Source organism: Cronbergia sp. UHCC 0137 (assembly GCF_034932285.1).
GTDB lineage: Bacteria > Cyanobacteriota > Cyanobacteriia > Cyanobacteriales > Nostocaceae > Cronbergia.
Genome location: NZ_JAYGHC010000030.1, coordinates 61,095 through 71,439, shown reverse-complemented (window position 1 = coordinate 71,439; position 10,345 = coordinate 61,095). Strand labels below are relative to the sequence as shown.

The 10,345-nt window shown below is 39.3% G+C and carries 15 protein-coding genes; 2 read left to right on the top strand and 13 right to left on the bottom strand.

Going from position 1 to position 10,345, the window contains the following annotated elements; all coding sequences use genetic code 11:
• Positions 1-473: hypothetical protein (locus VB711_RS16445; RefSeq protein WP_323287245.1), on the top strand; the 473-nt coding region annotated here is incomplete at its 5' end.
• Between the two features lie 6 nt (positions 474-479).
• Here VB711_RS16445 and VB711_RS16440 read toward each other — a convergent pair.
• The 10 genes from VB711_RS16440 to VB711_RS16395 form a co-directional block, all read right to left on the bottom strand.
• A complete protein-coding gene (locus VB711_RS16440; protein ID WP_323287244.1) occupies positions 480-923 on the bottom strand; it encodes a PIN domain-containing protein in 444 nt (147 codons plus the stop codon).
• A complete protein-coding gene (locus VB711_RS16435) occupies positions 911-1,132 on the bottom strand; it encodes a hypothetical protein (RefSeq protein WP_323287243.1) in 222 nt (73 codons plus the stop codon). Before VB711_RS16435 ends, VB711_RS16440 begins: the two co-directional genes overlap by 13 nt.
• A 134-nt stretch (positions 1,133-1,266) precedes the next feature.
• Positions 1,267-1,716, bottom strand: coding sequence for a hypothetical protein (locus VB711_RS16430; RefSeq protein ID WP_323287242.1), 450 nt, complete (start codon positions 1,714-1,716; stop codon positions 1,267-1,269).
• A gap of 3 nt (positions 1,717-1,719) precedes the next feature.
• Positions 1,720-2,061, bottom strand: a complete 342-nt coding sequence (locus VB711_RS16425) for a type II toxin-antitoxin system RelE/ParE family toxin (protein ID WP_323287239.1) — start codon at positions 2,059-2,061, stop codon at positions 1,720-1,722.
• Positions 2,045-2,335, bottom strand: a complete 291-nt coding sequence (locus VB711_RS16420; RefSeq protein WP_323287237.1) for a type II toxin-antitoxin system Phd/YefM family antitoxin — start codon at positions 2,333-2,335, stop codon at positions 2,045-2,047. Before VB711_RS16420 ends, VB711_RS16425 begins: the two co-directional genes overlap by 17 nt.
• Before the next feature lie 119 nt (positions 2,336-2,454).
• Positions 2,455-2,853: a type II toxin-antitoxin system VapC family toxin gene (locus VB711_RS16415; protein WP_323287235.1), complete on the bottom strand. Its 399-nt coding sequence runs from the start codon at positions 2,851-2,853 to the stop codon at positions 2,455-2,457.
• Between the two features lie 6 nt (positions 2,854-2,859).
• Positions 2,860-3,093 (bottom strand): hypothetical protein, encoded by a 234-nt coding sequence (locus VB711_RS16410; protein WP_104388670.1) that lies wholly within the window; start codon positions 3,091-3,093, stop codon positions 2,860-2,862.
• A gap of 402 nt (positions 3,094-3,495) precedes the next feature.
• On the bottom strand, positions 3,496-4,242 hold the full coding sequence (locus VB711_RS16405) for a creatininase family protein (RefSeq protein ID WP_323287234.1): 747 nt from the start codon (positions 4,240-4,242) through the stop codon (positions 3,496-3,498).
• 189 nt (positions 4,243-4,431) lie between these two features.
• Positions 4,432-4,704 (bottom strand): cupin domain-containing protein, encoded by a 273-nt coding sequence (locus tag VB711_RS16400; protein WP_323287233.1) that lies wholly within the window; start codon positions 4,702-4,704, stop codon positions 4,432-4,434.
• A 22-nt stretch (positions 4,705-4,726) separates the two neighbouring features.
• Positions 4,727-5,065, bottom strand: coding sequence for a Mo-dependent nitrogenase C-terminal domain-containing protein (locus tag VB711_RS16395; RefSeq protein ID WP_323287230.1), 339 nt, complete (start codon positions 5,063-5,065; stop codon positions 4,727-4,729).
• 631 nt (positions 5,066-5,696) lie between these two features.
• On the opposite strand from VB711_RS16395, the gene VB711_RS16390 reads away from it, so the two are divergent.
• A complete protein-coding gene (locus VB711_RS16390) occupies positions 5,697-6,491 on the top strand; it encodes a hypothetical protein (RefSeq protein ID WP_323287228.1) in 795 nt (264 codons plus the stop codon).
• Here VB711_RS16390 and VB711_RS16385 read toward each other — a convergent pair.
• The 3 genes from VB711_RS16385 to VB711_RS16375 form a co-directional block, all read right to left on the bottom strand.
• Positions 6,488-7,201, bottom strand: a complete 714-nt coding sequence (locus VB711_RS16385) for a DevA family ABC transporter ATP-binding protein (protein WP_323287226.1) — start codon at positions 7,199-7,201, stop codon at positions 6,488-6,490. The genes VB711_RS16390 and VB711_RS16385 overlap by 4 nt on opposite strands.
• A 22-nt stretch (positions 7,202-7,223) precedes the next feature.
• Positions 7,224-8,378, bottom strand: coding sequence for an ABC transporter permease DevC (gene devC, locus VB711_RS16380; protein ID WP_323287225.1), 1,155 nt, complete (start codon positions 8,376-8,378; stop codon positions 7,224-7,226).
• A 185-nt stretch (positions 8,379-8,563) separates the two neighbouring features.
• Entirely contained in the window at positions 8,564-10,003 is a 1,440-nt protein-coding gene (locus VB711_RS16375) for an HlyD family efflux transporter periplasmic adaptor subunit (RefSeq protein ID WP_323287224.1), read from the bottom strand.
• Positions 10,004-10,345: the final 342 nt, after the last annotated feature.

Here is a 10,345-nt window from a genome sequence, read left to right as displayed (position 1 = left end):
CCCTAAATAGAGATTGTGATCGCTTGTTGAGCGTGTGGAGGTGCGACGCTTTCGGGATGTGGGAGTGCGATCGCTATTTTAGGATGTGGGGGTGCGATCGCTGTTTGGGGTTTGGGAATGCGATCGCTTTTGGGATGTGGGAGTGCGATCGCTTTTGGGAATGTGGGGATGCGATCGCTTTTTGGGGATGTGGGAGTGCGATCGCTTTTGAGATGTGGGGGTGCGATCACTGTTTTGGGATTGGGAGTGCGATCGCTTTTGGGATGTTGGGAGTGCGATCGCTTTTGGGATGTTGGGAGTGCGATCGCTTGTTGGGGATGTGGGGATGCGATCGCTGTTTTGAGGTTTGGGGAGTGCGATCGCGTTTGGGGATTTGGTGGGAGAGCGATAGCGCAAGCGCTGACTTGTCAGTTCGCTTTTTGGGGATGTGGGGATGCGATAGCGAAGCGCGACATAGGAATTGCTATATTTAAAAATACCTAACTCATCAACTGATTTAAAACCAACACTGTTAACCCTGGTAAAGAAGGTAAACGAATATCATTGGTTAATAAAAAAGACGCACCACCATAAATAGCAGTGGCCATTTGAATAGCATCCGGTGTTCTTAAATTGTAATCTGCTCTTAGTTTAGCTGCATTTTCAGCAATATTTGGTAAAACTTCAACAGTCGTTAAACCTTGAGAATTGAAGAGAATATCACGATATTGTTGAGCTAATGTTGTGTTTCTTTGCCGTAAAGGATAGACTAGAACTTCTGATATAGTTAAAACAGATGTTACAACGCTAAACTCTCCCCTATACATAGCTGTAAAAAACGCATCTGTAATTTGCAAATAATGAGGATTTTCTTCTATAAAATAAATTAGCGGTGCAGTATCTAAACCTACTATTTTACCCTGTAATTTATTTAGCCATTCCATGAATCACGCTCCTGATTGACGTATTCCTGAGCGTCAATATTTCCCCAAATCTCCTTACCTAAACCACGCAATTCTAAAATACTACGCTTTGGTTTTGATGTCATTTTCCATTGTTGACGAATTAAGATAGATAAATTTTCCACTAATTTAAGCTGTTCTTCAGGAGTCAAATTTTTAGCTTGCTCTAACAATTCTTGATAATTAGACATACATTTTTTGCTTATTTATAGTTTTAAGCCTAATTTTACTATACGCTATTTTGGGATGTGTAGAGTGCGATAGCGAAGCGCTCCGTAGGAATCGCTTTTGGGGTGTGGGAGTGCGATAGCGAAGCGCTGACTTGTCAGTTCGCTGTTTTGAGGTTTGGGGAGTGCGATCGCTGTTTGGGAGTGTGGGGAATGCGATCGCTTGTTGAGGATGTTGGGAGTGCGATCGCTTTTGGTGATGTGGGGGTGCGATAGCGCAAGCGCTGACTTGTCAGTTCACTGTTTTGAGGATGTGGGGTGCGATCGCTTTTGGGAATGTGGGGTGCGATCGCTTTTTGGGATGTTGGGAGTGCGATCGCTTTTGGTGATGTGGGGGTGCGATAGCGCAAGCGCTGACTTGTCAGTTCGCTGTTTTGAGGGTGTAGGGGATGCGATCGCTTTTGGGGATGTTGAGAGAGCGATCGCTTTTGGAGATGTGGGGATGCGATCGCTTTTTGGGGTTGTGTGGAATGCGATCGCTTTTTGGGGTTGTGTGGAATGCGATCGCTGTTTGGGATGTTGGGAGTGCGATCGCTATTGAGTCTCAAATTTTATAATTCATCTCCCAATAAATCCTGTATATTTTCTAATCTCTGCTGAGAACCATGACGAACACGATGAATATACACAAGTCCTTCCTCTTCCCCAAGATTTTGAACTGTAAATAAAATCAAAAATTGCTTTTGGTAAAGAAGTTGTCTAACTTCAATTCCCATATACTTACTTTCGATAGCTAAAGAACAACGTTGGGGAAAATTTTCCAACGTCAACATAATTTCATAACATCCCCGCACCCAACGAAAAGCTATTTCCTGTGAATCCTCTTTTATCCACAGGAAAATACTCTCAATATCAGCAATAGCACTAGGTGAAATCTCAATCCGGTATGCCATACTTTTCCTTAAATTCTGCAAATGCTTGATTTAAGGGCATACCCTCACCTTGTTCAAACTCATTTATACTTTGACGGATCTTAGCAACAGATTCCAGTACTTCCAGTCTATCAATCAGTTTTTGATAACTTTCAGCATCCTGAACCACAGCAGCAGCTTTACCATTCACAGTCAGCACAATGGGAGATTGAGTTTCTTTTAACTTATCCAGAAACATCTTTGCTCCACGCTGAAATTCTGATAATGGGTGAATATCGCTTAGGCTAAATATCATAATTTCAATAAATTATTTGATAATTTCATGTTAATTGTATGAAAATATTTTGTCAAGGGAAGATATCGCTGTTCGGGGATGTGGGGAGTGCGATCGCTAAAATAGACTTCATTTACAAACTACCAAACAATAGCAACCAAAGCCGAAGCAGTTATATTTTGATCGCACGTCAATAACCGTACAATTTCACCTTTACTTGCTAAAACTAACGCAGTTGCCGCAATTTGTCTATCGTGCATTTCATTAATAGCAGATAAGCTCATAGTCATTTCAATAACATCTTGATCAAGGGGATAAATTACCACACGAGGATCAGCCTCTACTGCTAAAATTACATCTTTAGGAGCAGGAATAGATGTTCTACCTCTTTCTACAATCCAAACAGCCTCAGCTAGAGTAGTCGCAGGAATAACTAACTGTGAATTAGGATCAGAAATGATGGCTTTAGCATTTGCACCTAACTTTAAATTACCTTCAAGAAACCAGATTAAAGCATGAGTATCTAGGACATATTTCATAATTTATTATGACCAGTCTAAACTGTCCTCACTATCCCCATGAAATTCAGCAATTTCAAAATCTGCTTCTGTTGACTGGTTATTACCAGAAAACATACCAAACTTCATTATTTTATTTTTTGGGTGATTTTTTTCCCACTTTAAAAAAGTGACAATAACCAGACTTTCTGAAATATCAGATGGTAATTCTTTAAGTTCTACTTTACCATCTTTGTAAATTCCTTCTATTGCTTGCAACATATTTTTGACGATGAGTAATTTTAGCTGATGTTGTTACTTTAACTATACACTATAGATCAGCGATCGCTGTTTTGGGAGTTTGGGACTGCGATAGCGCAAGCGCTGTTTCTTGGATGCCCTCCGGGTTTTTGTCAGTTCGCTGTTGGGATGTTGGGGTGCGATCGTCTTAATAATCCGTAACTTGTGGCATAATCATAATGTAAATTTTAGGAATAGAAATTAAAAATTTAGTATAATAATGAATAACTTAGAATTTACTTAGGATGCACAAAAAGCTGAGTAGCAATAGGGGCAGCACTCCGTAAAAATCGCTCTTTGGGAAAAACTTTTTGCTTTACTGTTAATAAAGTCTTAATGATAGCGATATAATAGCGATCGCTCGATAATTAAGACAGTGGCTACTTATTCAGGTTTCACAAAGTCCAAATATCCCTTACTTAATTCCTCAACGGCTAAATCATAAAACCGTTTACCGTGTTCTGGGGTAGCTAAGGCCGGATTTGAACCCATGCGGCCATCTGGGTAACGGTGACGAAAATCAGCCGCACCATAAATTTTATGTCCTCTTGGAACTTCTGGAGATAAGGGTGCTTGCTTAATTGCTTCTGGATAAACGTATTGGGTGACAGCTACTTCGCTGGGTGTAGCGTGAGAACCTTCTTCATCACCGTATAATTCTTTAGCCAACTGGTAAACTGAACTGCACATAAACCAATTAGCAACTTGACACTGAACTTTTTGGGAATTAGGAATTTGTAAATCTTCTAAGTGTGTGTAGGTTTCTGAAAAGGCAGCTTTGAGGGTAGCAATATTTCCACCATGTCCGTTAATAAAGTAGAATTTGGTAAAACCTACTTTAGCTAAACAGGTGACATAATCTCGCACTACCTGAATCAAGGTACTGGGACGTAAACTGATTGTACCTGGAAAAGCGGTATGATGTAATGCCATGCCCACGTTAATTGTCGGTGCGACCATTGCTTGAGTTGCTTCACCTACACCACGGGATATGACTTCTGCACAAATGGCATCAGTACCAATTAACCCTGTGGGTCCGTGTTGTTCTGTTGAACCAATGGGGAAAATAATTCCCTGGGATGTTTGTAAATAGGTTTCGACTTCTTGCCAAGTGCTTAAATGTAATAGCATTGTATTATAGTTGATGTTGGTTATTTAATTTTAGGAAAAAGCTTTAAAGGATGGAGTCGCAACAAAGTTTTAAGGATGGGTTACAGTTGCGAATCTCCATAAAACACAAATTAAGAGTGAATGATGAGATAGTTGTTGTCTGGATGATCAAGAATATCGGCTACTAAAACGATAAATTCTGAGTTTTGACTAATCGAAGCAATAATGTTTTTTTACGGTGGTGTTGATTTCCCACATACACGACATCCCAGCCGGAAAAGTTACTAAATCTCCTTTACCCATTTTCACTGGTTGTCCGCCATCAGGAGTTACAATTACCTCACCTTCTAAAAAGTAACAAATTTCTTGAGAATCATAAATCCAAGAAAATTTGGAAACTGTTTTTTGCCAAATTTCCCATTTACTCACACCTAACTGATTCAGGCGTTCTTGACTTGGTTGATGCTCGATTTTAATTTCCATGCGGTGTTTTGTCTATTGGGGTTCAGCAGTAAGATTGGATATCTTCTCCACACTGATCTACTAAATAACATAATGCCCGAAAGCGCAAGCCTACAAATTCGTCATACAGTGGATTTAGTTTACACATCGGTGGAATATGGGCGATTTTCCGACCGAATAACAGGATATCACGTTCAAAGGGACATTGAGCAGGTATGAATTTGGCAATAAATTTAGCTAGTTTACGATTTTGAATCTCGATGGTATCCAACCATTGACGAATTGGTGAAAGGAGGTCAATTTTGTTTCGCGCTTGTTGATTTTCTCCGTTATGGCTAACAAAACCAGAGAGAATTATGGGCTGATTATCTGTTTTAATCATGGTTGTAAATCCCGATTTCGGGGAATTGATGAAGTTTTTGCCAATTTTACTGGCTGTAAGGCTATATCTGCGATCTGCGCTGGGCTTTTCCTGAGAAGTCGGCCAGGTACAAATTCAGTAAGGGAAGGGAAAATGGTTCAACTAATGCTATTTAAACTCACCGTATGTTGAATAACTGTCCCGTTAAATACAAAATAACAAAGAAATTATAAAAATGGTATTTCGTTAACTTATCAATTACTTATATACAAGATAGCGATCGCTTACATAAAATCCCTAATTTTTTATTTTAATATTACACAGTATTTTGAGTTTTGATTTAACAGCTAAATCTCTACTTTTTACTATAATAAAGCTATTTTACGCTAAAAATTACTACTTTTAATAGCCAATTTAATTTTATTAATATAAATAAATGTTATAAATAAAACCAATTATATCCGAATTATTATTTAATGATTAGGCATAAATCATTTGATAAGTACAAACTAACTATGCTAAATTATTTACAATGCTTGTACTTTTGTATACAAAATTCCCAAAATATCAAAAAAAATCATACTATTGTGAGACGATATGAGATATTTGGGCATTCTAAATAACAGGAGTCAATTGTTGTAGATAGTGAATTATGTTTAATCAAGTATTTCTGGCTCAATCTTCAGGCTCAAAGACCAAAAGAACAACACAGGAAGTTGTAGTTAATGACTTTGCTTTACCAGACTTAGGGCTGATTGCTAGTGGGGGGTTAGTTTTAGCTTTGATTGGTGTGACTGTCTATAGTAAAATTTTAATGAATCGCCTAGAGAAGAAAATCAGGTTTGAAAAATTCCGCACACGAGAATTAGACAAAAAGGTGAAGTTGGCGCTGGAAACTATTCGTAAAATGGAAACTAATCCCGATTTGGTTCACTCACGGGATTTTAACCTGGAATATCTCCGATTGCGGATGTCGGAAGAAGTGTTCCATTTTGCCATTGTCAATCAAGTTAAAGTCAGGGTGAAAGATCGAATTTCTCAAGCACTACGTCCGTCTCAATCTCAACAAGGACAGGTGGGTATTGCGAGTAATGCAGGTAAGCAGGTAGATGAAATTTTTGATGTTGAGTATGAAACTGGTGTAGAACCGAATATTGTGAAGCGGGTGCTGTTCAGGATTCAAATTCGGTTGATGAAGTTACCTACACAAACAACTTCTGTGACGATTAGCCAAATTATTGAATGTATAGAAACCTATCTGAGTCCGATGGATGATGAGGATAATTGGCAACCGACTATTCAAGGTAGAATTGTGAATATGCACTGGGATCAAAAGGCTAAACCGACTCCTCTATTGGTGATGGAACAATTAAATCAAGGCGTGAATGTAACTTTCCGTACCAATCGCAAACCAACTATCCCCGCAGCGTCCCAATTTCGTTACTAATTTTGGGTGATGATCACATTTTGAGCATCACGAGTTAAAAGTCCGTCTTCCATTTCGACGATGCGATCGGCGATGTCTAAGATCCGGTTATCATGGGTTACTAACAAAATAGCTGTTCCTTGGTCTTTGGCCAAACGTTGCATGATTTCGACAACATCACGTCCTGACTGTTTATCTAGGGCTGCGGTTGGTTCATCTGCTAGTACCAGCGGGGGTTGATTGACTAAAGCGCGAGCGATCGCTATTCTTTGTTTTTGTCCCCCAGATAAATTATCTGGATAGTAGTTCATGCGTTCTTGTAAACCAACTGCTCCTAGCATAGCTTCTGATTTAGCGATCGCTTGAAATTGAGAAACTTCTTGATTTAATTCCACGGCCATTTGCACATTTTGTCTAGCTGTGAGAAAGCCTAGCAAGTTGTGAGCCTGAAAAATATAGCCAATTTTCCGGCGAATTTGGACTAATTTGGTTTGATCAGCCCCAAATAATTCTGCACCTAAAAATTTAAGGCTTCCTTCTTGTGCAGACCTTAACCCACCAATTAGGCTTAATAATGTGGTTTTACCTGAACCTGATGGTCCGGTCATAATCACAATTTCTCCGGCATAAATCTCTAGATTAATATCAAATAAAATCTGTTTTCTCAAAGAGCCTCTACCATAGTAGTGATTGAGACTTTTAATAGCAATTACAGGTTCTTTCATGGTCATAAAATTATCGGGGTGGAATAGATTAGAAAATATCAGCCGGGTCAGCAGAACGTAATTTACGCATAGCGATCGCACCAGAAATAAAACACATTAAAATAGTTAATGTCAATACCATAATAGCGCGAGACAAGTTCATAAAAACAGGTAAAAGGGTAGCATTTTTAGCTAATTCATATAAAGCTAAAGCAGAAATTATGCCAGGTATATATCCTAAAACAGCTAACATAAAAGCCTCTTGCAAAATCACCACCAACAGGTAATTTTGTGTATAGCCTATGGCTTTGAGCGTAGCATATTCAGATAAATGATCTGCTACTTCTGTATACAGAATTTGATAAACAATTACAGTTCCAACAATGAAACCCATAATTGTCCCCAAGGTGAAAATAAAACCAATTGCGGTACTATTTGCCCAATAATTTCTTTCAAAATCAATAAATTCTTGTTTTGTTAAAACATTAACATCCTTGGGTAAATAATTCCGTAACTCTTGAGCAATTTTATTGGTATCTGTTCCTGGTTTCAGTTTAATTAAGCCAATATCAATTAATCCCCTTTGACGGTTACTAAATATTCGCAAAAAATTAACATCGCTGGTAATTAAGTTGCCATCTGCGCCAAAAGATGCACCTAACGTAAATAATCCAGCGACTTTTGTACGTCTTCTTCTAACTTCGGCAGTTACGGTTTTACCTTGATTAAAATTATCAGCGATCGGACCATACTCAGGTCTAGATGAACGGTCAAATAAAACCACATCTGGTAATTTTAGTTTTTCTAGGTTTTCTCCAACTCCAGGTAAATTAAAAACATTCACCTCTGGATTAATGCCAAAAATTAAGATGCTGCGGGGGCGACCTGTAACGGGATTTTTCCAGGTGGTGTAATCTAAATATATAGGATGCACTGATTTTACTGCGGGTAAATCTAAAGCTTTATATAAGCGTCTTTGAGAAAAAGTTCTCATTGCCAATACAGCGTTAGATTGACTGTTAATTAAAACAATATCACCCTCTAAACTGCCGTGCATTCTGACGTTACTGTAATAGAGTGCATCCCGGAAACCCAATTGCATAAACATCAAGATATCAGCAAAAGCAATCCCTGACAAAGCCACAGCTAGGCGAGTTTTTTCTCTTGTCAGTTGCAGCCAGGACAGAGGTATTTTTTGATTCATGTCAAAGAGTATGGATTAAATGAACTGCATTCGCGTAGCGTCCCGTAAGGATAGACGCAAAGGACGCGTAAAGCCTACGGCATAGCTCCGCTTACCGCGTAAGCGTCCCGGAGGGAAAGGAAGAATGGATCAGTCCTATGATTTTTACAAGGAGTTGGATAGTTAACTGAACCGTATTGACTGTTTTAATTTTTTGGTTTTAATTTCTCCTGGGCATCAATTTCGACGATAACTTTAGCATTAGTTAAACCAGAAACTTTTTGACTATCTTCTGGAGAAAGGGCAATTTTTACTTCTACGACTCTGGCATCAATATCTGCTGCTGGGTCTGTATTCAGCACATCTTTTTTGCCAATTTTTCTACCAATTTGAGAGACTGTTCCCTTTAATTTTTCGGTAAATGCTCCGTTATCACTGTTAATCGTAACGGCTTGACCAATCGAAATTTTGGCTATGCTATCTTCAGGAACTTCCGCAATCACAAACATTTGATCTGTTTGCCCAATTTCGGCGATGCCATTTGTATTCATGACTTCACCAGATTTGGTATGAATTTTTAATATTTCACCAGGATTTGGGGCTTTGACATAGCTTTGCTGAAGTTCAGCTTGAGCTTTTCGGACAAAGGCGATCGCATTCGTAACTTGAGCTTGGGCTATTTGTACACTGGTAGGACTAACATCTATTAATCGACTAAATCTAGCCCTTTCTTCGTCAATTTGCCGTTGCAAAGTAGCAATGGTTTTATCACGATTGGCTGTGGCTTCAATTAGTTGCTGCTGCAAGGTAGCTACAGTTTGAATTTGGTTAGCTCTAGCTTCTGCTATTTGCTGTTTTAAGGTTGCCAGCGCTTGTTTTAAACCTGCTTGGCTTTCTCGCAGCTGTTGATTAGCTGTCACCGCACTCAGTCGTCTTCTATCTCGTTCTTGTTGAGAAATAGCACCCTGTCGATACAAAAATTCATAGCGTCCCGCATCAACTTGAGCATTGCGTTGTTCTGCTCCTACTCTGGCAACTATGGCTCTTAGACTTTCTCTTTGTCCACTAAGTTCGGCTTCTAAACGATTGATTGTCGCTTGTTGAACGATTTTTGTACCACTTAATTCGGCAGCAATTCTGGCAATTGTTGCTTGTTGAGCATTTCGTTCTCCAGCTAACTGAGCTTCTAGACGGGCAATAATGGCTCTTTGGGCTTGAATATCCCTTGGTGTACCTGCTCGCACCTGGGCTAAATTGGCACGGGATTCCAGCAGTTTGGCTCTTGCTTCTTCTACTGCGGCCATGCTGGTGTCACGGCTATCTAAAATGGCGATAACTTGACCTTCCTGAACTCGTTGTCCTTCTCGCACCAACAGTTGTTGGACTCTTGTACTACCTGATAAACCCGTCGGGGCAGATAGTTTGATCACTTCTCCCCGTGGTTCTAAACGTCCTACGGCTGTAATGGTATTGGTTGCTGGTGCTGGGGATAGTTCAGAAGTAAGTTGTTTTAGCTGCTCTATTTTGGTTGTAGCTAGTAAACCGGCAGCGATCGCTACTGGTAAGGCTAAAGCAATGCTCAACCAAACTTTAGGCTGCTCAAGTGGCTGTTCTGTTGACTTTGGCTTCTCAGTCACCCTTGACATGGTATTTTGCCTATTAATTTGATTTAATTTTTGGTGATGGAAGTAGAAAAGTAGAAAAGCAAAAAAGCAACCTGATATAAATTTAAGGTGTTACATCTTTTTACGCGCACCCAAAAAATGTATATTCATCCAGACAAACTATTACTGAAAACAATTTGGCAGTAAAAGCGGTTTTTCCTGAAGTTTATTTTTAACATTGGTGGTAGATACTTGATCACAATTCTAGATTCATCTGTTGGAGAAAAAGGTAACGGAACTTACAGATGGCGATCAACAACTGATGATTCTATAAATTTCATCTCTTGTAGGGTGCGTCAGACCCAATAATTGAGCATCTAACAG

Excerpts from the sequence above, each read along its gene's own strand:
- VB711_RS16440 (WP_323287244.1), bottom strand. The coding sequence starts at position 923 with ATGGAATGGCTAAATAAATTACAGGGTAAAATAGTAGGTTTAGATACT.
- VB711_RS16435 (WP_323287243.1), bottom strand. The coding sequence starts at position 1,132 with ATGTCTAATTATCAAGAATTGTTAGAGCAAGCTAAAAATTTGACTCCT.
- VB711_RS16425 (WP_323287239.1), bottom strand. The coding sequence starts at position 2,061 with ATGGCATACCGGATTGAGATTTCACCTAGTGCTATTGCTGATATTGAG.
- VB711_RS16420 (WP_323287237.1), bottom strand. The coding sequence starts at position 2,335 with ATGATATTTAGCCTAAGCGATATTCACCCATTATCAGAATTTCAGCGT.
- VB711_RS16415 (WP_323287235.1), bottom strand. The coding sequence starts at position 2,853 with ATGAAATATGTCCTAGATACTCATGCTTTAATCTGGTTTCTTGAAGGT.
- VB711_RS16410 (WP_104388670.1), bottom strand. The coding sequence starts at position 3,093 with ATGTTGCAAGCAATAGAAGGAATTTACAAAGATGGTAAAGTAGAACTT.
- VB711_RS16405 (WP_323287234.1), bottom strand. The coding sequence starts at position 4,242 with ATGCTATTACATTTAAGCACTTGGCAAGAAGTCGAAACCTATTTACAA.
- VB711_RS16400 (WP_323287233.1), bottom strand. The coding sequence starts at position 4,704 with ATGGAAATTAAAATCGAGCATCAACCAAGTCAAGAACGCCTGAATCAG.
- VB711_RS16395 (WP_323287230.1), bottom strand. The coding sequence starts at position 5,065 with ATGATTAAAACAGATAATCAGCCCATAATTCTCTCTGGTTTTGTTAGC.
- VB711_RS16390 (WP_323287228.1), top strand. The coding sequence starts at position 5,697 with ATGTTTAATCAAGTATTTCTGGCTCAATCTTCAGGCTCAAAGACCAAA.
- VB711_RS16385 (WP_323287226.1), bottom strand. The coding sequence starts at position 7,201 with ATGACCATGAAAGAACCTGTAATTGCTATTAAAAGTCTCAATCACTAC.
- devC (WP_323287225.1), bottom strand. The coding sequence starts at position 8,378 with ATGAATCAAAAAATACCTCTGTCCTGGCTGCAACTGACAAGAGAAAAA.
- VB711_RS16375 (WP_323287224.1), bottom strand. The coding sequence starts at position 10,003 with ATGTCAAGGGTGACTGAGAAGCCAAAGTCAACAGAACAGCCACTTGAG.